This window comes from Haloarchaeobius caseinilyticus (assembly GCF_051207395.1).
Classification (GTDB): Archaea; Halobacteriota; Halobacteria; order Halobacteriales; family Natrialbaceae; genus Haloarchaeobius.
In genome coordinates this window covers 1,495,943-1,514,663 of sequence record NZ_JBPJZC010000001.1, presented here as the reverse complement: position 1 = coordinate 1,514,663, position 18,721 = coordinate 1,495,943, and the positions used below count along the sequence as shown (strand labels likewise).

The following is an 18,721-nucleotide window of genomic DNA, read 5'->3' as shown; positions in this document are numbered from 1 at the left end:
TGGACACTCGACCAGCAACCGACGCCTCTTTGCCGCGCGCCACCCGCCTCTCGCACATGACGATTCGCTTCGTGACGAGCAACGAGGGAAAGGTGCGCGAAGCCCGTGAGTACCTTTCTGAACCGGTCGAGCAGGTGAACTACGACTACACCGAGATTCAGAGCGACGACCTCGCGGACATCGCCGAACACGGCGCACGCGAGGCCTTCGAACACCTCGGTGGCGAGGAGCCCGTTCTCGTCGACGACTCCGGCCTGTTCTGTGACGCCTTCGACGGCTTCCCCGGGCCGTACTCCTCCTACGTCCAGCACACGCTCGGCGTCGAGCGCGTGTACGACCTCGTCGACGCCGAGGCGAACGACCGGGCGTACTTCCGCACCGTGATGGTGTACTACGACGGCGACGAGAGTGTCTCCTTCGAGGGCGCAGTTCCGGGCCGCATCGTCGCCCCGCGCGGCGAGGGCGGGTTCGGCTACGACCCCATCTTCGAACACGACGGGCAGACGATGGCCGAGATGACCGCCGAGGAGAAGAACGCCATCAGCCACCGCGGGCGTGCCCTCGCCAAGTTCGCGGACTGGCTGGCGGCGGAACCGGCCGAGCGAAAGGGCCCGCGCTGAGGGGCTGCCACTTTTTCGGAACTATCACTCTGGCGCGCGCTGGTGAGCAATTTGAGCGAGAGCGAGACTGCGAGGCGTAGTCGCGCGAGGGATGAGCACCGCAGCCGAACGAAGCGGAGCGAGTGAGGTGAGGAGCGGAATCGGATGGGGAGGGTGTGGCTGCGGTCATGTTCCGTCGGCATTCGTGAACTGCTCTTCAGAATCCTCAGTCTCGTCGACGACCGCAGATTCAAGTACGAAAACGCGGCCAGCCAGCACATCCTCTAACGACCATCGTGGTCCGGCGAACTCGGCGGGTGAGCGGTGCAACGTCGGACCAGCGTCGACGGCCAGCACCGCCTGTTCGCCATACTCCACACAGCACACTGTCAACCGGAAACCGAAGGATTACTCGCCCGGAACCCGGCGACTCCACCATGAACCGCGACACCGCCCTCATCACGGGTGCCTCCGCCGGTATCGGCCGCGAACTCGCCCGACAGTTCGCTCGCCACGGTCACGACCTCGTCCTCGTCGCGCGCCGCGAGGCAGTCCTCGACGAAGCCGCAGACGAACTCGAATCACGATACGGCGTCACAGTCACGACCATCGTGAAGGATCTCGACGACGACGACGCACCGCAGGAACTCTACGACGAGGTCCACGAGCAAGACCTCGACGTGGGGGTCCTCGTCAACAACGTCGGTATCGGGACGTACGGCCCGTTCGCCGAGTCCGACCTCGACCGGGAACTGACACAGCTCCGGCTGAACGTCACGACGCTCGTCACGCTCACACGGCTGTTCCTCGACGACTTCACCGCCCGCGGCTCGGGCAAAATCCTCAACGTCGGCTCGGTCGCGGGGTTCCAGCCCGGGCCGTTCATGGCCGGCTACTACGCCAGCAAGGCGTACGTGAACTCGTTCACCGAGGCACTCGCCGAGGAGTTGCGCGAGAGCGACGTGAGCGCGACCGTTCTCTGTCCCGGGCCGGTCGACACCGAGTTCCAGTCGCGAGCCGGGATGGGTCACTCGACTGTCGGGTCGACGTTCACGCACTCGGTCGAACAAGTCGGCAAGGCCGGCTACGAGGGCACGATGCAGGGGAAGGCAGTCGTCGTGCCTGGGTTACCGATGAAGGCACTGACGATGCTGGCTCGGGTCACGCCGAAACCGGTCCTTCGGCGACTCACCCGTCGCGTGAACGACGACCGGTAATCAACATTCTTACCTGTTCGGTTTCGCATAGCTTCGCGCATGGCAGAACAGTCCCTCCCTGCAGGTCTCGGTCCCGACCAGTTCGCGCTGCTCGCCGCAGGCGGTGGCGCGCTGATGCTTGCCATCGTCGCGTTCACGTTCGAGTTCGGTTCGACGATGTTCTGGCTGGTCCTCGCGATAATTCCGGTCGATTTCGTCGTCGTGTACACCCTGCTGCGCCGCTCGTTGAAGCAGTAGGTAACAGCCTGCGAATTCTCACAGTCGGTCAGGCGCGGGGGTCCCGGTCCGGTCCGGGATACTCGCCGCCGACGACTGCCTCGTACAGGCTCCCGGCGTCGAACAGCCGCGCGAAGGCATCCGGCGAGCGAACGCTCACCGACAGCCGCGAGTTGAGCGACGCGCCAGCCTCGACACTTCTGAGGTTCTCGTCGAAGCTGAGGACGTGCGCCGCCTCGCCGCGGTAGGCCGAGGCCAGCGCCGGATGGTCACTCGCCGGGTGCTCGACGAGTTCGGCCTCCTCTTCGATGCGCTCGCGCCAGTCGGCCGCGAGGTCTGTGTCGGCGAGGTCGGCGATGACGGCCTCGGCGTCGTCCAAGAGGTGCTCACTGGCGACGAGCGTCACCCACGAGTGCTCGCGGACGTGGTCGAGCGCGTCGCGGCTGGCCCCACCGACGAGTAAGTCGGCAGCCAGTACGTCGGCGTCAGCGACGACCCGCGCTGCGGCGTCAGTCATCGGCCTCGCGTCGCTGCTTGAGCGCAGTCTCGATGTCCTCGACGGTCACGTCGGACGAATCGACACGGTCGAACAGTTCGCGCCAGGTCATACGCACGACGACGGGGTGCCGGGAGAAAACGCTACTCGTCGAGTGCGACGACGCGGGCGTCAGGAAGTGAGACGGCGACCGTCTCGCCGACTGCCGGTGGCTCTTGTACCAGCGCGTCGATTCGCGTGCCCTCCACGTCGAGGGTCACCCGAGTTGCGGTCTCTTCGCGGACGGCGCGCTCGACTTCGCCGCGTAACTCACCCGCACCGAGTTGGAGGTGTTCCGGCCGAATCGCCACGGTGTCGGCGTCAGATTCGACGAGGTCGCCTGGCAGGACGTTCGCGCCGACGAACCGCGCGACGAAGGCGGTTCGCGGGCGTTCGAACACCGACTCGGGCGTGCCGACTTGCACGACTTCGCCACCGTCCATCACGGCGACGCGGTCACCCAGTGCCCGCGCGGTCGTCCGGTCGTGCGTGACGTAGCAGGCCGTCACGTCGTCGAGGACGGCTGCGAGGTCGCCACGAAGGCTTCGACGCGTCGGCGCGTCGAGTGCCGATAGTGGCTCGTCCAGCAACAGCACGCCGGGGTCGATGACGAGCGAACGAGCGAGCGCGACGCGCTGCTGTTCGCCACCGGAGAGCGTCGTCGGGTAGCGGTCAGCGAGGTGGGAGACGCCGAGTTCGGCCAGTTGCTCGTCGGGGTCGCCCGATTCGTCGTGGTAGTCGGTCCCGAAGGCGACGTTCTCGCGGGCGGTCATGTGCGGGAACAGTGCGTAGTCCTGAAAGACGAAGCCGAAGCCCCTCGTTTCGGGCGGCGAGTCAGTGCAGTCCACTCCGTGGTTGACGACGCGGCCGTCGTGCGGGTGGTGGCCGCCGACACACTCCAGCAGGAGTGTCTTGCCGCTTCCGCTGGGGCCGAGGACGACGAGCGTCTCGCCCGTCTCGACGGTGAGTTCGGCGTCGACCGTGAACGGCTCCGCGCCGGGTGCGGTGAAGCGTGCCTGCACGGCGAAGTCGAGGCTCACGACGCACCTCCGAGTTTACCGAAGCCGAGCCAGCGCACGAGCAGGAAGATACACGCCGAGAGGACGAGCAAGATGAACGCGACCGACCCCGAGGCGTCGAGGCCGGCCTGATTGTACTGCTTGTAGATGTACACCGGCGCGTGCGTCCCCGGAACCGTTCCGCCCGCGGGCGGGTAGAAGAAGTCGACCGTGTAGGCGACGACGGCGACCGCCCCGAACTCGCTCACGCCGCGGGCCCACGCGAGGACACCGCCGGTGGCGATGCCGCGGCCGGCCAGCGGGAGGCTCACGCGCCAGAACGTCTGGGCGCGACTCGCCCCGTGACTGCGCGCGGCGTACTCCAGTCGCTCGTCGACCGCCTCGAAGGCGTCGCGGGCGGCGTTCACGGCGAACGGCGCGGCGACGAAGGTGAGCGCGAGTATCATCCCGAGCATCGTACCGAGCACCGAAAAGCCGGGGAAGATTCCCCTTCGACCGAAGCCGAACAGGATGAGGATACCTGCGACGGAGTGTGGGACGACGAGCGGGAGGTCGACGAGCGCGGCGACGACGGACTGGCCGGGGAAGCCACGCGCGAGCAGGTAGGCGAGTGGGACGCCGAAGAGGAGCGCGCCGACCGCCGCGACCAGCGGCGCGTACACCGTCAGGTAGAGCATCTGGTGGACGGCTGGGTCGGTGACGGTGTCGGCGAGCAGGTCCGGCTTCTGTCTGGCGACGAATAGTCCGAGTGGGAGCGCGAGTGCCAGCAACAGGACACTTCCGAGGGTGGCGGTCGCCATGCCGAACCAGCCACGCCCACTGGCGTAGCCGAGGCCGGCGGCGCTGGCGAGCGCGACCGGGACGTACAGCGTCGGCCGGTCGACGAGGACGAAGCCGGCGAAGACGAGGAGTTGGACGGTCGCGACGGCGAGCGCCAGCGAGCCACGGCCGATGCTCTCGGTCAGTCCGGCCGTCGTCGGTGTGGCGTGGTCTGTCGACATTGGGTGGGCAGTGTGCGTGGAGTGGGTCTGTTGTTCGTGGTGAGACGGTAGGGAGTGAAAAGTCGCGCGCTACTTCGACAGTCCGAGCGGGCCGAGCGCCTGTTTCGCCTCGGCGTTCGACATGATGTTCTCGGGGACCGAGTCCTGCATGCTCTGCGGGACGACCAGCGGCGAGACGGGCGAGAAGCCGTTGTCCGTCAGAATGCCTTTCCCCTCCTCGGAGGCGAGGAACTCGACCCAGTTCGCGCCGAGGTCGGGATTCTCGGCCACGTCGGGGACCGTGATGCCGTAGGCGATGGGCGCGCCGGTGTAGGTTTCGCCGCCAGCGTTGACCTCGGCCTTCGCGTAGTGTTCGGCGTGTTTCTGGTCGGCGACGGCGAGGTTGACCGCCGGCTGGAGGTCGATGACCTTCGTGTCGTGACTGGCCGCGGCGGACTTGTAGCCCCAGGCGTAGTCGAGTTCGCCGGATTCGAGTTGGGCGAGGAGTTCGGTCTCGGTGCCCGAGGGGATGGTCGCCTTCTCGACGAGTTTGTCCGCCGTCGACTGGTCGTACAGCGCCTCGCCCTCGAACTCCTTCGCGCCGAGCTTCATCGTCATCACGGAGCGGTAGCCGTTCGGGTCGACGGCCGGGTCGCTGTGGGCGAAGTTCACGTCGTCGCGCGCGAGGACCTCCCACCAGGTGTCGGTCGAGAACTCGTCCGCGCCGGTCGATTCGTCGGTGTAGGCGATGGCCATCGCGTTCGTCGCGAAGATGCTGTACCAACTCCCGAAGTCGGGGACGACCATGTCACGGATGAGTCGGAAGTCGGAGACGCCGAGGACTTCTGCGGCCTTCTCCTGCTCGGTGATCTTCTTCGTCGAGCCGACAGACCCCTTCGGCTCGCGGGCGACCTCGACGTCTTCGCTGTCTTCGAACGACTTTTCGGCCGTTTCGAACGGGGCCGAGAGACTCCCTGCGTGGAAGATGGTCATCGAGTTACCGCCACTGCCACCAGTGAACGAAGAGATACATCCCGCGAGTCCTGCGGTGGCTGTCGCCGCTGTTCCGGCGAGGAACCGTCGCCGTGACGTGCGTTGTTCCGACATAGATATAACGCGATTCTTACCGACGTGACATAACGGTTTTCCCACTTCTGGGCGACGAGGGCATATGGAAGGCGAGTTCGAGGCAGGACTGCGTGTCGATGGGTTGACCTTCGGGCCACACGACGCCGCACTGCTGCGAGCCATCGACGATGCGGGGTCGCTCAACCGCGCAGCCTCGGACCTCGGCCGGTCGTACGCCCGGTCGCTCGACCGCTTGCAATCGCTCGAAGGAGCGTTCGGTTCACTGGTCGAGCGCCAGCGCGGGGGCGCAGGCGGCGGCGGGAGTCGGCTCACGAGTCGTGCGCGCGACCTGCTCGCCCGGTTCGACCGTCTCCGGACCGAGTTCGCCGGCGTCGCTACGGCCGCGGAGACGGTCCTCGACGGTGAAATCGTCGCGCGCGATGGCGAACTCGGCACCGTCGAGACAGCCATCGGGCCGGTTCGGGCACTCGTCCCGCCCACGGGAACCGCCATCCAGGTGTGGCTCCGGGCCGACGCCGTGACGCTGCACGCGCCCGACGACGCGCCGGCGGCCGGTGGGACGAGCGCGCGAAACCGGTTCGACGGGACGGTCGTCTCGATGGACGTTGGCGAGTCGGTCGCGACGGTCACGGTCGACGTGGGTGCGGACACGACCCTGTCGGCACTCGTGACGATGGACAGTGTCGAGCGACTCGACCTCGCAGCTGGCACTGCGGTGGTCGCCACGGCGAAGGCGACGTCGACCCGGGCGGTCGCGGTCGACCCGGTCGCCGGTTCAGCCGCGTCAGAGCGCGGTGTCGAGGAGTAAGGCGAGTTCTGCCCGGGCGTCCTCGCCGACCGGTTGGAACGGTCGCCGGGTTCGGCCGGCCGGTCGGTTCCGGTGGTGCATCGCGGCCTTCAGCCCGGGAACACCGTAGCGGGCCGTGACGGCCCGGTTGAGTTCGACGAGTCGCTGGTTCGCCTCGCGAGCCGCGGCCTCGTCGCCCGACTCGTGCAGGTCGAATATCTCGCTCGCCTCCCGCGGGACGACGTTTGCCATCGCGAGCACGCCGCCGTCTGCGCCGTGTTCGAGGCCCGCGGCGTAGATGCTCCCGCTGCCGACAAGGACGGAGAAATCGTTGTCCTTGGTCGCCGCGACGGTTCGCTGGAGGGCTTCGAGGTCGCCGCTCGAATCTTTGAGTCCGTGGATGTTCTCGTGGGCGGCGAGTTCGCCGAGCGTCTCGGGTTCGAGAACGGTTCCAGTGTACTTCGGGACGCTGTAACAGTAGACGGGAATCGGGCTCTCGTCGGCTACGTCGCAGTAGTAGGTCGTCAGCGTCGCCTGGTCGTGCTTGTGGAAGAAGGGTGTGACGACGAGCGCCGCGTCGGCACCGGCCTCGGCGGCCGCGACAGTCTGGTCGAGGGTCTGCCCCAGTCCGGGATGGCCCGTCCCCGCGACGACGGGCAAGTCGGTCTCGTCGGCGACGACCTCGACCACGCGGGTTCGTTCCTCGGGTGTGAGCAACGCGGCTTCGCTGTTGGAACCGCACGGGACGACGAAGTCGACGCCCGAATCGGCGACCCACGAGACGAGTTCGCGCAGGGACGACTCGTCGATGGATTCGTCGGCGTCGAACGGCGTCACAAGGGGGAGTCCGGTGCCTCGCATAGTTCGAACGTCTCGGCGGGTGCCGATAAGGCTGCGCGACCCGGCAGGGCTGGCACGGCTCCGCCCGAGACGTGTTGGAAGTCTCTCTGTTCCCGGCTGTCGTCGCTCGGTGAAGTCGCTGCTGTGACTCGCTGACGGTGCGTTTCAACGTGTTTTACCGTTGAAGTATGACGAACGTCTGACGTAGGTTTAAGCTACTCGACCGTTTGCCTCCATCCGGGCGCGCTGTCCGACGGCCTCGAGAATCCCATCCTCACGCGGCGCGCGCCCGGAATACGCTCTTCCCCCCCCCCTTTCCCCCAACCTTATCGCTGTCCCCCTTTCCCCTTCCCCCCGGCACCCAACCGACGAACAGCGGTGCTCTCCGAGTGTGACTACCAACTCCTCGAAAATGTCGCTATTCCCGGCTCAGACCGCTGCGAGCGCGTTCTGCACGTCCTCGACGCCCTCGGTCTCGACGACGACGGCGAGTCTGTCACCGGCTTCGATGGTCGTCGACGGCATCGGGATGGTGAGCGACTCGTTCCTGTGTCCGTGCGCGTAGACCCGGGCGGTCTCCGGCAGGTCGACCTCGACGACACGCTTGCCGACGAGCGGCGAGTCTGCGGGCACCTCGAACACGGAGAACTGCATCGTCTCGGTCACGTCCGCGAGGGCGTTGAAGTCGCCGCCGAGCATCGCCGTCTTCGCGCCCGCCGCGCCGAGACGCTCGGGGTAGACGACTTCGTCCACGTCGCTCGCGTACTTCTCGTAGATGTCCTCGCGGTAGTCCTCGTCGATGCGCAGGACCGTCCGCGCGCCGAAGTGTTTGCCGATCATGCAGGCGGTGAAGTTCGCGTTGAGGTCCGGCGTCAGCGCGGCGATGCCGTCGGCGTCGGCGATGCCCGCCTCCTCCAGTACGTCTTCTTCCTCACCGTCGCCCTCGACGACGGTGAAGCCGTCGCTGCGTGCGCGTTCGGCCTTGTCGTGGTCGTTGTCGACGACGATGACGTCGTGGCCCTCCTCGGAGAGGATGCGGCACGTTCGTGTTCCGACTCGACCATAGCCCACGATAACGAACTTCATACCTGACCGCTACGCTGGGGGAGGGTAAAAAGGCACGTCCCGCTCGGGTCTGTCGTGTCTGCACTGGATTTTACTGTTCTTTCGGCGGTCGCCGCCTCCGCCACAGCAAAGACACTGCTGGCAGAACGTTCGGACAATGAGTGCTGGTGACACAGAAACCTTCACCGCTGCAGCCGCCGACACGGGCGCAACGGTCGAGACCGTCCCCGCGACAGGTGTGATGGACGCGGTGGCTTCCGCAGCCGACGAGCCCGCAGTCGGCGTTCCACTGCCGTTCGAGGGCGTTTCGCTCCCCAAAGACGTAGAGACCGCCCCCACACCCGCCGACCTCGACGCCGCCGAGACGGGCATCACGCCGGCCAGACTAGGCGTCGCAGAACACGGCAGCGTCCTCGTTCGCTCGGCCTCCGAGGGCGACGAACCGCTGAGTCTCTACCCGACGAAACACGTCGCCGTGGTCGCCGCGAGCGACATCGTCGCGGACAATCGCGCCGCCGTCGACTGGTTAGCAGACGAGTTCGCGGCTGGACGAACCTCGTACGTGTTCGCCACTGGCCCGTCGGCGACCGCCGACATGGGCGGACTGGTCCAGGGCGTCCATGGCCCCAACGAGGTCCACATCGTGGTGGTGACAGACAGATGAGTGCCGAGCGACGGCGCAAGGCGGCCAAGATTCGTGAGTTGCTGGAGACGGAGGGCCCCAACATCGGTCCGAGCGTCCGCAACAAGAACACCGAGCGCTACGCCGCCATCGAACGCTTCGACCGCTGGGAGGCGGCACGCGGCGAGGCACGCGCCATCAAGGAAGACGCCATCTCGAACTTACCTGACCTCATCGATACGCTCCGAGACTCGGTCGAGGCGAACGGCGGGGCCGTCTATCTGGCCGACGACGCGGCCGACGCGAACCGCTACGTGCAGGAGGTCTGCGAGGCCGAAACCGCGGAGACGCTCGTGAAGTCGAAGTCGATGACGACGGAGGAACTCGACCTGAACGACGCGCTCGAATCGGTCGGCGTCGACGTGTACGAGACCGACCTCGGCGAGTTCGTCGTCCAGTTGGCCGACGAGTCGCCGAGTCACATCGTCGGGCCAGCACTGCACAAATCGCGCGAGGAAATCGCCGACCTGCTCAACTCGGTGTTCGACCCCGAGGAGGAACTGGCAACGACCGAGGAACTGACCGCCTTCGCACGAGACTATCTCGGTGAGCGCATCCGCGAGGCCGACGTGGGCGTCACCGGTGCGAACTTCGTCTTCGCCGAGTCGGGCACCATCGCGCTGGTCACGAACGAGGGGAACGCCCGGAAGTCCGCGGTGACCCCCGATACCCACGTCGCGGTCGCCGGCGTCGAGAAGGTCCTTCCCTCGGTGTCGGAGTTCGGTCCCTTCCTCGATCTCATCTCGAAGGCGGCGACGGGACAGGACATCTCGCAGTACGTCTCTTTGCTCACGCCGCCGACCGACTCGCCGACGCTCGACTTCGAAGACGGGGCGGACGAGCCACTGGACGGGGCCAGTGCCGCGGACCGCGACTTCCACCTCGTCCTCGTCGACAACGGCCGCATGGCGATGCGCGAGGACGACCAGTTGCGCGAGACGCTGTACTGCATCCGCTGTGGTGCGTGCTCGAACTCGTGCGGGAACTTCCAGAGCGTCGGTGGCCACGCCTTCGGCGGCGAGACGTACTCCGGCGGCATCGCCACCGGCTGGGAGGCGGGCGTCCACGGCCTCGACTCGGCAGCCGAGTTCAACGACCTCTGCACCGGCTGTAGTCGCTGTGTGAACGCCTGTCCAGTCGAAATCGACATCCCGTGGATAAACACGGTCGTTCGTGACCGGTTGAATCAGGGCGAAGGCTCCGACCGATTCGACCACCTCGTCGACGGCCTCACGCCGGACGAAGAACCGTCCGGTCTCGCCCTCGACAAGCGGCTGTTCGGGAACTTCGAGACGCTGGCGAAACTGGGCAGTACCACCGCGCCGGTGTCGAACTGGGTAACAGAGGCAGGTCCGGTCCGGGCCGCGATGGAGCGTTTTGTGGGTGTCGACCGACGGCGCGACCTGCCGAAATTCCGTCGCGAGACACTGGTCGACTGGTTCGACTCGCGCGGGGCCACGGTTCCAGCCGACGAAGCGACCCGCGAAGCCGTCCTCTATCCCGACCTCTACACGAATCACGTGCTGGTCGAGCGCGGGAAAGCCGCGGTTCGGGCACTCGAAGCCCTCGACGTGCACGTGCAGGTCCCCAAAATCCGGTCGTCCGGGCGCGCCCCGCTCTCGCAGGGGATGGTCGCTACGGCCGAGGACCACGCTCACGACGTGTACGCGGGGCTGGCCGAACACATCGACGCGGGCCGTGACGTGGTCGTCGTCGAACCCTCTGCCCTCGCCATGTTCGAGCGCGAGTACGAGAAACTGCTCGCGGCGCAGTCACACGAACGACTCGCCGAGGCGAGCTACGAGGTGATGGAGTACCTGTACGGATTGCTCGAAAACGGTGGGTCGGCCGACGCGCTGGCGTCGCCGCCCAAACGGGTCGCCTACCACAGCCACTGCCAGCAGCGTACCCTCGGACTGGAACCGTACACGGTCGCCGTCCTCGAAGACTGCGGCGCGACGGTCCGCACCTCGGACACCGAGTGCTGCGGCATGGCCGGGAGCTTCGGCTACAAGACGGAGTACTACGAGTTGAGTATGGATGTGGGCGAACCACTTGGTCAGCAGTTCGCCGACGAATCGGTCGTCGTCGCCAGTGGGACCTCCTGTACCGAGCAGTTAGGCGACCTGCTCTCGCAGGGGATTCGACACCCCGTCGAGTTATTGGTTCGCTGAGGCGGTCGCGGTCGTCGCCACAGTCGAATTAGTCGACTCCGTGCTGATACGCGGATACAGATTCGACAGGTCGGCCGAGCCCGGCCCGTTCACGACGGTCACTCGCTGGCCGTCGACCGTGATGCCGAAGGAATCCGAGAAGGGACCGTCGTCGACGACGTACGCGTTCTCGCCAGTCTGTGTTGCGCCCTGATACGCCAGGAGTTGGCGGTAGGCCTCGGCGAACTCCGTCGCTTCTGCCGGAGACTGCCACGCGGTCTGCCAGACGTAGCCCGTCTGGTCGCCGTTCCGGTACGCGTAGAGTTTGTCGCCAGTCCAGCCCGCACTCGGTGCGAGGTCGTAGTTTAGCGGGGTCGTCGCGTTCACCGCGCCGGAGTCGTCGGTGTTGAGGAAGTCCTCACGCGCGACCAGCGTCCCGTCGCGGTCGTCGTACAGCGTGTACGCGAACATCGTGGCGATGCCCGCCTCGCCGACGGTAGTGCCCGGTTCGCCGGCGGCGACGCGCTCCCACGACCCGCCGCTTCGGTCGGCGAGGGTGACTTCGGTCGTCTGCCGAGAGCGGTCCTGATGGATGACGGCCGCGCTCGACAGCGGCGGGTCGCCGTACAGGTCGTCGACGCCGTCCCAGCCCTCGTCGTCGTGGATGTCCCGAACGAGTTCCTCGCCTTCGGCGTAGGGGAAGTACGAGAGCAGGTAGAGGCCCATGTGGACGTTGCTGCCGGGCTCGTCGGTGTCTGGGGCAGTGTCGTCGTCGGCTCCAGCTCCGGCGTCGCTGTCGCCATCTTCGTCACCTTCTGTCGGGCCATCGTCGCCGAGGCAGGACCACCCCGACTCACAGCGCTGCTGGTAGCGCGCGTCGACGAAATTCGCGTCACCTTCGACGAGCGAGATGAGGCCGGTCACCTGATCTTCCGTGGCGTTCCGCGGGAACGGCGTCTCCCGAAGTGCGTGGCGGAACTGGTGGGCGTGGTAGAGCTCTTGCGAGAGCGTTATCTCGTCCATTCGGGGCGTGGCAGACTCGGAGACGACGACGATTCGGTCCTCTCGCGTGTCGTAAAAGCCCTGCACGGTCGCGGCGTCGTTCTCGGACTGCTGTTTCCCAGCGTCGGTCGACTCGCCGACGAGGAACAATGCCTCGTACCTGGCGGCCTGTTCGGCGGCGGCGGCCGCTGCGCCGGCATCGCCGCTGCCACCAGCGCCACTGGCCGACCCGGACCCGAGTGAGTCACGGTACTCGCTCCGGCTGAGGAGCGAGACTTCGACCGGGCGAGCGAACTCGACGCCGCGAACTGTCTCCACGCGAGCCATCCCACGGGCGACCACGGCATCGAGTTCGGACTGGTTCAGGCCGTCCTCGGGAGTGACGTTCAGCGTCTCGTTCGCCCAGAAGCCGCCTTCCCAGCCGAGCACGTCGGACTGTGGGTCGGTCACCGAGGCGTTGCCGGCGAGCGAATCGTCCGCCGCTGCCGGGTCGGTTGCGTCCTGTGCACCGATGTGAAAGGCACTGCATCCGGCGAGACCACACAGACAGACGAGCGCGAGGGCGAGCAACGGGAGACGGCGCATTCCTCAGACGGTTGGGGGTGGGGCGGTAAAAGCCGTGTGCCCGTCGGTACTGCCGTTCGCCGCTGCTGGCACTCGCCAGATGTCGGTGGGGTCTCAGGTCAGTGCGTCCAGTATCCGTTCTTCCTGCTCGCGGAACGGGCCGTTCTCGGTCCCGTCGCGGTCCGAATTTCGGTGGTCGGTCGCCGTCTCGGCGTAGGCGGTCTGGAGTGGCGTCGAGTCCCAGCCGAGGGCAGCCAGTTTCCCGGTCGCGGCCAGCATCGGCGACGCGGTGTACAGCGGGAAATCCCCCGGAGAGAGGTCGTAGGCCGTGAGTTCACGTTCGCTCACGTGGACCAGTTCGACCTCGGTGCCGAGCGAAGTCGCCGCGAGTTCGAGCCACCGGTCGAGCGTCACGGCGTTCCGGTCCGCGACGTTGTACGACTCGCCCGGTTCGCCGTCTTCGGCGACGAGACGGAGTGCTCGCGCCACGTCCGTAACGTAGGCGCGGTGGAGCAGGCTGTCGCCGTCGCCGGGGACCAGCACCCGGTTGTAGGTCGCCACGCGGTGCAGCCAGTAGTCTGTTCGTTCGGTGTAGTCGTGTGGCCCGTAGACGAGCATCGGTCGAACCGACATCGCGTTCACGCCTCGCTCGGCCGCGGCGAACACCCGCCGGTCACACTCGGCTTTTCTGGGCCCATAGGTCTCCCACGACTCGTCTTCGGCCTGTTCCGGCGAGCAAGGGTGCAGTCGTGTCTCGCCCTCTCGCATGGGCACGTCGTCGTCGGCGTAGGCCGACCCCGACGAGACGAACACGTACGCCTCGGCGTCTTCGAACACTTCGGTCGCTATCTCGACCTGTCGCGGGAACATCCCACAGAAGTCGACGACGATGTCAGGGTCGACCGCATCCCGGGCGGCTTCCAGTGCCTCGCGGTCGTTCCGGTCGCCCGTCTCGCTCGACACCCGGTCGTCGTCGGCGAACGGGTTCTCCGACTGGCCGCGCGAGAACGTCGTCACGTCGTACCCCGCGTCCGCGAACTCGGCCACCGTGTGGCGACCGATGAACCGCGTTCCCCCGATTGTGAGCAGCGTCGGCATGTGTCGAAAGTCGGATGGAACGGGGATAACTGTGCTGTCCGTTCGTGTGAGGAATCCGGAGAAGGCACGTATCACGGCCTGACGGCCCGGTGACATCCGCTGTCTGCTCCTTCACGTAAGTGTGCTGACCGGGAGAAGACACTTACCAGACAGGAGTGACGGTCACGCACAGATGCGCCGCCGCCACCTCCTCGCACTCGCCGGAACCGGGCTGTCGCTGTCACTCGCCGGCTGTCAGGAAACCTTCGGTTCTGAAGCGACCGCCGAGGCCCCGTCGTACGACTGCGAGTCCGCCTACCGGCCGCCGCCGACTGCCCCGGGCACCGACGACGGCCAGACGGTCGCACCGCTCGACTATCCCGACCGACCAAACTCACTGTCGAGCGACAGTGACGCCATCGCCTACGTCGAAGACTACGAGCGGGCGTACCAGCGGAATCGGCTCCTTCAGCGGCACGGGTCGGAACTCCACCAACAGAACACGTCGATAGAGCAGTCGTGGACGTTTGCGGCACCTGCAGACGCCGCCATCGTCCGTGTGCAGTTTTCGTACGGGACGGCAGTGGAATATGGTGACGAGCAGGCGGCATACGGTGACTCGTGGGGCGAGTACGCCACGTACTACGTCGACCAGTCCGCAGTCGTACGGACTGGTGACCGCGGGGAGAAAGACGACCCAGCGGACCTCGGGTCTGACCCGTGGGAATCGGCGTCCGTGCTGGAGTGCTTCGAGTGACAGAGTGAGTCCGAACTACCACGTCACCTCGAAGGCCAGTCGCTCGTCTGCCGCCGTCGCCGCCTCGTACTCTTCTCGCGTAATCGAGAACCGGTGCTGGTCGGTGACGGTCCCGTCCGGATGCACCGACCCGAAGTTCCGCAACAACCCCTCGTACCGGCCACCGTACCGGTCGACGACCTTCTCTATCATCCGCCGCGACTGCTCGTTGTCCCCCGCACAACTCGTACAGTAGGCGTCGAGGTCGAACGTCTCGAACGTCAGTTCGACGAACGTCGACGCTCGTTCCGGGCCGTAGCCTCGTCCCCAAAATTCCGAGGAGAGGACTACATCCGACGTAGCGTAGCGTTTCTCCCACTCCGGCACGAACGACGTGGTCCCGACGATGGCTCCATCTTCGTCCTTCGACCGGAGCAGGTACCGCGCTCGCTCGCGGTCGGCCCACTGCTGCTCGGCCACGTCGACGAATCCCGCGACCTGGTCGAGTCGCGCCAGTCGAAACCAGGGCATGTGCTCGGTGGCGTCGTCTTGCCACTCGTCGCGCTGGACGAACTCGTAGAACTCGTACGGGTCGACGGTTTCGTGCGAGAAGCGCTCGAACAGAAGTCGGTCCGTCTCTAGCTGTGTCGGGAAGATGTCGCGGGACATTACGAGTATTCGTTGTTCGAGGGTGTTTCAAGGGCTGTCGCTACCGTCTGCTGTCGCCGGTAGACCTATGCGTATTTATCGAGAAGTGTGAATTGGAAGTATAGTGCGAGAGGGGTTTCTGTGGTGCTGTCCGATTATCTGAATCCGTTTTTCGTTGCTCACTGGCATCGAGACAGACGTTCAATCCGTTGCGTCTTCAGTGCGCGATACCGAGATATTCGGTCGGAGATTCGTGAAAAAGGGAGAGCCTCTGCTTGACGCGTGAATACGTGAAAATGTGTCGGCCGGGATTTGAACTCACTCGCAAATCAGAGATTTGCTCGCTGCTCAAATCCCGGGTCCGGCTTTCGTTCACTCTGCACCCCTCGCTATCGCTCGGGGGTTGAGTTCACAGAAAGCCTAGGCCGGGATTTGAACCCGGGCTCTCGTCCTTACCAAGGACGCGCTTTACCGCTAAGCTACCCAGGCACCGTACCGCGTTCGGCGCATCTTATCGTTGTCCGGTCCACTCTTTAACCCCTTCGATTCGCCGTCACGAATCCGTCGCCGACTGGCGGACGTGGTCGTCCGCGCTGCCGGCCGAATCGCTGGCCGTGGCACCGATTTGGAGGTCCGTCGCCGCCAGCAAGCCGTCGGGGTCGATGTCCAGACCGAGGCCGGCGTCGTCGGCGGCCGCGCCGACTTGCTCGAACAGGTCGGTCGTCGGGGTCGCGCCGACTGCAGTGACACCGGTCGTGGCCGCGAGTTCGAACACGTCGCGTTCGAGCGTGCGGTCGAGTGCGTCGGCGTCGGCCTCGGGGTCGCGGCGGCGGGTCTGGTCGCGGCCGAACTGGCGGACCGTGCCGACCGCCTTGCTCGCGGCGTCGCTGGTTGCGAGGAGGTAGAAACCGCGGGAGACGAGGACGGTCGCAGCGAGGGAGTCGAGGTTGGCCTGTGTCTCGTCGTCGGCGTCGGCCCACGGTTCGTCGTGGGCGAGTGTTCGAGTCAGACGGAGGCCGGAGTAGATGAGCTGGACGCCGGCAGCAGCTTCAGCGAGGGCAGCGGGGTCGACGCTCTCGTCGCAGGCGCGGGCACAGCGAAGCGTGAGGACACCGGGGGCCATCGACTCGGCGTCGAGTCTGGCCTGCAGGTCGTCGCGGAGCCGATCCGGATAGATGTCCTGTAGCGCCTTGATGGCGGCTTGCCGACACGTAGCGGCCTCGTCCATTGGCTGCGACTAGCGGGGGGAAAGCCAAAGACCTTTGGAAACGCCGACAGACGCACGCCCATGATTCGAAGCGAGGTCGACGATGGCGTGACGCTCGTGACGCTCGACCGGCCGTCGCGTCGTAACGCACTGACACCCGAGGGACTGGACGCGCTGGCGGCCGCGGTCGACGACGCGGACACGCCAGTCGTCTACCTCACGGGTACCGGCGGCGCGTTCTCGGCCGGGGCAGACTTCTCGGTCGTCGCCGACCTCGACCGGGAAGGAGCCAAAGAGTTCGCCCGGCACGGCCAGCGCGTCGCACGAACCATCGAGACCGCCGAGTCGGTCGTCGTCGCCGGTATCGACGGCCCGGCCCGCGGCGGCGGTGTGGAACTCGCGCTGGCCTGTGACATTCGCGTAGCCACTCCCGAGGCGACCTTCGCGGAGACGGGCGTCGCACTCGGCCTGTTCGGCGCGTGGGGCGGCACGGTCCGACTCCCACGCGTCCTCGGCGAGGGCGAAGCGATGGACCTCGCACTCTCTGGTCGGGTCGTCGACGCCGACGAAGCCCTGCGGATGGGACTCGTCTCGCGCGTCGTCGACGACCCGCGGACAGTCGCCGTCGAGGTCGCTGCCAACGAACCGGACGCACTCACCGTGTTGAAACGTCGGATGCGCGACGACGCGAAGCGCGAAGTACAGGAATCACGTGAGGCAGCCGTATTCGCGGACCTCGTCGAAGAACACGCCGACGACCTGCCGAGCTGACTGTCCGTCGAACTGGCTTGGTCTCCCCATGCAGAAAACGACTAGTGCCTCGCGGCCCAGTCGACGAGCGTGCACGACTGCGAGTACTGCGACGAGTCGTTCGCGGCGGAGGACGCGTACCTCCGCCATCTCCGCGACGAGCACGCGGCGTCACTCGGTCGAATCGAGTCCCGCCGTGTCGCGACACTGGACGATGACGAGACCACCGACGCGCCGGAGACCAGCAAACTGGCACTCGCGGGGGCGGTCGTCGTGTTCGGTCTCATCGTCGCTGGCTTGTTCGCCCAACTCGGCGACAGCGGACAGCAGTCCGGCTCGCTGACGGACGACGCCGTCGCGAAACCGTCCGGCGTCGGCCCACAGTACGACGCGGGGACGCTCTCGGTTACTGTCGGCGGCGACGCCATCGACTTCAGCGGGGACCGCTATCAGCACCGGAGCCAGGCGTTCCACTTCCAGGCGGGCGACGGTCGTCGGTGGCACGCGCACGGCGATGGTGTCACGCTGGAGTTCGCACTGGAGACGCTCGGTTTCGGCGTGGCCGAGGGTGGGTTCGCGGCGCAAAACGAGACGTACGTTCGGTCCGATGGCGACCGCGTTCGCTACGCGGTGAACGGCGAGTCGGTCGACCCCGAGCAGTACGTGCTCCAGCCGGGTGACCGGGTCGAAGTCGTGGTGCGTGAGGACTGAACCGGAGGACGCGCTGGCGACTCAGAGCGTGAGCGGTGCCGGTGCGGGCGGCATGTGGCGCTTGTGCTCGCTGACAGTGTAGAGTTCGCGCACGCGCTCGACGTCCGACTCGTCGATACCGAGTTCGCGTGCCGTCGCTGTCGTGGACGCGTCGCCTTCGATGTGGAGTGCGATGACCGCGTCGACTGTGTCGTAGTCGACGCCCATCTCGTCGGCGTCGGTCTGGTCGGCCCACAGTTCTGCGGTGGCTTCCTTCTCTGCGAGGTCGTCGGCTGCGCCGAGGTAGCTCGCCAGTTGGCGAACTTGCTGTTTGTACAGGTTGCCGATGGGGTTGCAGTCGACTGCCTGGTCGCCGTACTTCGTGAAGTAGCCGGTCATCGCTTCGGCGCGGTTGCCCGTCCCGAGCACGATGCGGTTCTCCTCGTTGGCGACGTAGTAGTTGACCACGCCGCGCAAACGTGCGCGAGCGTTCCCGACCGCCACGCGGTCGCGGTCTGCGCCCGGAATCGTCTCGACCAGTTCGTCGACGATGGAGCCGATTTCGACCACGTCGTAGTCGATGCCGAGTTCCGTGGCGACGCGCTCTGCGTCGCTCATGTTCTCGTCGCTGGAGACGGATGCGGGGAGGACGAGCCCACGGACGTTCGCTGTGCCGAGGGCTTCCACCGCGAGGTAGGCCGTCGTCGTGCTGTCGACGCCGCCCGAGAGTCCGAGCACTGCCCCATCTGCCCCAGCAGCCGCGACTGTCTCTTCGATAAACGCGACGATGTGGTCGCGTTGTGCAGCCAGTTCAGCGTCCGAGAACCGCAGGTCTAACATGGGCGATGGTTGGGAGTGCAGCGGT

20 protein-coding genes and 1 tRNA gene are annotated in these 18,721 nt (G+C 66.4%); 9 read left to right on the top strand and 12 right to left on the bottom strand.

Annotation, left to right across the window (positions count from 1 at the left end; all coding sequences use genetic code 11):
* The first annotated feature begins 56 nt into the window (after positions 1 to 56).
* The 3 genes from ACSC1P_RS07995 to ACSC1P_RS07985 all read left to right on the top strand — a co-directional run bounded on the left by ACSC1P_RS07995 (position 57) and on the right by ACSC1P_RS07985 (position 2,053).
* Entirely contained in the window at positions 57 to 620 is a 564-nt protein-coding gene (locus ACSC1P_RS07995; protein ID WP_435359612.1) for an XTP/dITP diphosphatase, read from the top strand.
* A 416-nt stretch (positions 621 to 1,036) separates the two neighbouring features.
* Entirely contained in the window at positions 1,037 to 1,816 is a 780-nt protein-coding gene (locus tag ACSC1P_RS07990) for an SDR family NAD(P)-dependent oxidoreductase (protein ID WP_435359611.1), read from the top strand.
* 39 nt (positions 1,817 to 1,855) lie between these two features.
* Positions 1,856 to 2,053, top strand: coding sequence for a hypothetical protein (locus ACSC1P_RS07985; protein ID WP_435359610.1), 198 nt, complete (start codon positions 1,856 to 1,858; stop codon positions 2,051 to 2,053).
* Between the two features lie 28 nt (positions 2,054 to 2,081).
* On the opposite strand, the gene ACSC1P_RS07980 is transcribed toward ACSC1P_RS07985, so the two are convergent.
* From ACSC1P_RS07980 to ACSC1P_RS07965, 4 genes are all read right to left on the bottom strand, one after another.
* Entirely contained in the window at positions 2,082 to 2,549 is a 468-nt protein-coding gene (locus ACSC1P_RS07980; protein WP_435359609.1) for a DUF7384 family protein, read from the bottom strand.
* Between the two features lie 122 nt (positions 2,550 to 2,671).
* On the bottom strand, positions 2,672 to 3,607 hold the full coding sequence (locus tag ACSC1P_RS07975) for an ABC transporter ATP-binding protein (protein ID WP_435359608.1): 936 nt from the start codon (positions 3,605 to 3,607) through the stop codon (positions 2,672 to 2,674).
* On the bottom strand, positions 3,604 to 4,587 hold the full coding sequence (locus ACSC1P_RS07970) for an ABC transporter permease (RefSeq protein WP_435359607.1): 984 nt from the start codon (positions 4,585 to 4,587) through the stop codon (positions 3,604 to 3,606). Before ACSC1P_RS07970 ends, ACSC1P_RS07975 begins: the two co-directional genes overlap by 4 nt.
* 69 nt (positions 4,588 to 4,656) lie before the next feature.
* Positions 4,657 to 5,673, bottom strand: coding sequence for an extracellular solute-binding protein (locus tag ACSC1P_RS07965; RefSeq protein ID WP_435359606.1), 1,017 nt, complete (start codon positions 5,671 to 5,673; stop codon positions 4,657 to 4,659).
* Positions 5,674 to 5,737: 64 nt separating this feature from the next.
* Between ACSC1P_RS07965 and ACSC1P_RS07960 the strand changes: the two genes are divergently transcribed.
* Positions 5,738 to 6,463 (top strand): TOBE domain-containing protein, encoded by a 726-nt coding sequence (locus ACSC1P_RS07960; RefSeq protein WP_435359605.1) that lies wholly within the window; start codon positions 5,738 to 5,740, stop codon positions 6,461 to 6,463.
* On the opposite strand, the gene ACSC1P_RS07955 is transcribed toward ACSC1P_RS07960, so the two are convergent.
* Complete coding sequence (locus ACSC1P_RS07955; protein ID WP_435359604.1) at positions 6,440 to 7,303, bottom strand: dihydrodipicolinate synthase family protein; 864 nt, start codon at positions 7,301 to 7,303, stop codon at positions 6,440 to 6,442. The genes ACSC1P_RS07960 and ACSC1P_RS07955 overlap by 24 nt on opposite strands.
* 408 nt (positions 7,304 to 7,711) lie before the next feature.
* A complete protein-coding gene (locus ACSC1P_RS07950; RefSeq protein ID WP_435359603.1) occupies positions 7,712 to 8,368 on the bottom strand; it encodes a potassium channel family protein in 657 nt (218 codons plus the stop codon).
* A 136-nt stretch (positions 8,369 to 8,504) separates the two neighbouring features.
* Here ACSC1P_RS07950 and ACSC1P_RS07945 point away from each other — a divergent pair, with 136 nt between their 5' ends.
* Both ACSC1P_RS07945 and ACSC1P_RS07940 read left to right on the top strand, forming a co-directional pair.
* Complete coding sequence (locus ACSC1P_RS07945; RefSeq protein ID WP_435359602.1) at positions 8,505 to 9,011, top strand: LUD domain-containing protein; 507 nt, start codon at positions 8,505 to 8,507, stop codon at positions 9,009 to 9,011.
* Positions 9,008 to 11,203: an LUD domain-containing protein gene (locus tag ACSC1P_RS07940; protein ID WP_435359601.1), complete on the top strand. Its 2,196-nt coding sequence runs from the start codon at positions 9,008 to 9,010 to the stop codon at positions 11,201 to 11,203. The genes ACSC1P_RS07945 and ACSC1P_RS07940 overlap by 4 nt, the downstream gene beginning before the upstream one ends.
* Here the strand turns inward: ACSC1P_RS07940 and ACSC1P_RS07935 are convergent.
* Positions 11,189 to 12,769, bottom strand: a complete 1,581-nt coding sequence (locus ACSC1P_RS07935; RefSeq protein WP_435359600.1) for an Hvo_1808 family surface protein — start codon at positions 12,767 to 12,769, stop codon at positions 11,189 to 11,191. The two genes, ACSC1P_RS07940 and ACSC1P_RS07935, sit on opposite strands and share 15 nt — an antisense overlap.
* 93 nt (positions 12,770 to 12,862) lie before the next feature.
* Entirely contained in the window at positions 12,863 to 13,846 is a 984-nt protein-coding gene (locus ACSC1P_RS07930; RefSeq protein WP_435359599.1) for an NAD-dependent epimerase/dehydratase family protein, read from the bottom strand.
* Between the two features lie 172 nt (positions 13,847 to 14,018).
* On the opposite strand from ACSC1P_RS07930, the gene ACSC1P_RS07925 reads away from it, so the two are divergent.
* A complete protein-coding gene (locus tag ACSC1P_RS07925; RefSeq protein WP_435359598.1) occupies positions 14,019 to 14,582 on the top strand; it encodes a hypothetical protein in 564 nt (187 codons plus the stop codon).
* A gap of 15 nt (positions 14,583 to 14,597) precedes the next feature.
* On the opposite strand, the gene ACSC1P_RS07920 is transcribed toward ACSC1P_RS07925, so the two are convergent.
* The 3 genes from ACSC1P_RS07920 to ACSC1P_RS07910 all read right to left on the bottom strand — a co-directional run bounded on the left by ACSC1P_RS07920 (position 14,598) and on the right by ACSC1P_RS07910 (position 16,437).
* The gene (locus tag ACSC1P_RS07920; RefSeq protein WP_435359597.1) at positions 14,598 to 15,230 is read right to left on the bottom strand and encodes a GNAT family N-acetyltransferase; all 633 of its coding nucleotides are present in this window, start codon (positions 15,228 to 15,230) and stop codon (positions 14,598 to 14,600) included.
* 396 nt (positions 15,231 to 15,626) lie between these two features.
* Positions 15,627 to 15,698 (bottom strand) — tRNA-Thr (locus ACSC1P_RS07915).
* A 64-nt stretch (positions 15,699 to 15,762) separates the two neighbouring features.
* On the bottom strand, positions 15,763 to 16,437 hold the full coding sequence (locus tag ACSC1P_RS07910) for a DUF7114 family protein (protein WP_435359596.1): 675 nt from the start codon (positions 16,435 to 16,437) through the stop codon (positions 15,763 to 15,765).
* Positions 16,438 to 16,497: 60 nt separating this feature from the next.
* On the opposite strand from ACSC1P_RS07910, the gene ACSC1P_RS07905 reads away from it, so the two are divergent.
* Together ACSC1P_RS07905 and ACSC1P_RS07900 are read left to right on the top strand one after the other, a co-directional pair.
* Positions 16,498 to 17,187 carry an enoyl-CoA hydratase/isomerase family protein gene (locus tag ACSC1P_RS07905; RefSeq protein ID WP_435359595.1) on the top strand — a complete coding sequence of 230 codons (690 nt, stop codon included), beginning with the start codon at positions 16,498 to 16,500 and terminating at the stop codon, positions 17,185 to 17,187.
* A gap of 69 nt (positions 17,188 to 17,256) precedes the next feature.
* A complete protein-coding gene (locus ACSC1P_RS07900; RefSeq protein ID WP_435359594.1) occupies positions 17,257 to 17,877 on the top strand; it encodes a MoaD/ThiS family protein in 621 nt (206 codons plus the stop codon).
* Positions 17,878 to 17,898: 21 nt separating this feature from the next.
* On the opposite strand, the gene ACSC1P_RS07895 is transcribed toward ACSC1P_RS07900, so the two are convergent.
* Positions 17,899 to 18,696 (bottom strand): NAD+ synthase, encoded by a 798-nt coding sequence (locus ACSC1P_RS07895; RefSeq protein ID WP_435359593.1) that lies wholly within the window; start codon positions 18,694 to 18,696, stop codon positions 17,899 to 17,901.
* Between the last annotated feature and the right edge of the window lie 25 nt (positions 18,697 to 18,721).

What these genes read in the sequence shown, in the direction of transcription:
- ACSC1P_RS07995 (WP_435359612.1), top strand. Translation starts at nt 57, where the DNA reads ATGACGATTCGCTTCGTGACGAGCAACGAGGGAAAGGTGCGCGAAGCC.
- ACSC1P_RS07960 (WP_435359605.1), top strand. Translation starts at nt 5,738, where the DNA reads ATGGAAGGCGAGTTCGAGGCAGGACTGCGTGTCGATGGGTTGACCTTC.
- ACSC1P_RS07925 (WP_435359598.1), top strand. Translation starts at nt 14,019, where the DNA reads ATGCGCCGCCGCCACCTCCTCGCACTCGCCGGAACCGGGCTGTCGCTG.
- ACSC1P_RS07920 (WP_435359597.1), bottom strand. Translation starts at nt 15,230, where the DNA reads ATGTCCCGCGACATCTTCCCGACACAGCTAGAGACGGACCGACTTCTG.
- ACSC1P_RS07930 (WP_435359599.1), bottom strand. Translation starts at nt 13,846, where the DNA reads ATGCCGACGCTGCTCACAATCGGGGGAACGCGGTTCATCGGTCGCCAC.
- ACSC1P_RS07940 (WP_435359601.1), top strand. Translation starts at nt 9,008, where the DNA reads ATGAGTGCCGAGCGACGGCGCAAGGCGGCCAAGATTCGTGAGTTGCTG.
- ACSC1P_RS07980 (WP_435359609.1), bottom strand. Translation starts at nt 2,549, where the DNA reads ATGACTGACGCCGCAGCGCGGGTCGTCGCTGACGCCGACGTACTGGCT.
- ACSC1P_RS07935 (WP_435359600.1), bottom strand. Translation starts at nt 12,769, where the DNA reads ATGCGCCGTCTCCCGTTGCTCGCCCTCGCGCTCGTCTGTCTGTGTGGT.
- ACSC1P_RS07945 (WP_435359602.1), top strand. Translation starts at nt 8,505, where the DNA reads ATGAGTGCTGGTGACACAGAAACCTTCACCGCTGCAGCCGCCGACACG.
- ACSC1P_RS07965 (WP_435359606.1), bottom strand. Translation starts at nt 5,673, where the DNA reads ATGTCGGAACAACGCACGTCACGGCGACGGTTCCTCGCCGGAACAGCG.
- ACSC1P_RS07990 (WP_435359611.1), top strand. Translation starts at nt 1,037, where the DNA reads ATGAACCGCGACACCGCCCTCATCACGGGTGCCTCCGCCGGTATCGGC.
- ACSC1P_RS07985 (WP_435359610.1), top strand. Translation starts at nt 1,856, where the DNA reads ATGGCAGAACAGTCCCTCCCTGCAGGTCTCGGTCCCGACCAGTTCGCG.
- ACSC1P_RS07895 (WP_435359593.1), bottom strand. Translation starts at nt 18,696, where the DNA reads ATGTTAGACCTGCGGTTCTCGGACGCTGAACTGGCTGCACAACGCGAC.
- ACSC1P_RS07970 (WP_435359607.1), bottom strand. Translation starts at nt 4,587, where the DNA reads ATGTCGACAGACCACGCCACACCGACGACGGCCGGACTGACCGAGAGC.
- ACSC1P_RS07955 (WP_435359604.1), bottom strand. Translation starts at nt 7,303, where the DNA reads ATGCGAGGCACCGGACTCCCCCTTGTGACGCCGTTCGACGCCGACGAA.
- ACSC1P_RS07950 (WP_435359603.1), bottom strand. Translation starts at nt 8,368, where the DNA reads ATGAAGTTCGTTATCGTGGGCTATGGTCGAGTCGGAACACGAACGTGC.
- ACSC1P_RS07905 (WP_435359595.1), top strand. Translation starts at nt 16,498, where the DNA reads ATGATTCGAAGCGAGGTCGACGATGGCGTGACGCTCGTGACGCTCGAC.
- ACSC1P_RS07910 (WP_435359596.1), bottom strand. Translation starts at nt 16,437, where the DNA reads ATGGACGAGGCCGCTACGTGTCGGCAAGCCGCCATCAAGGCGCTACAG.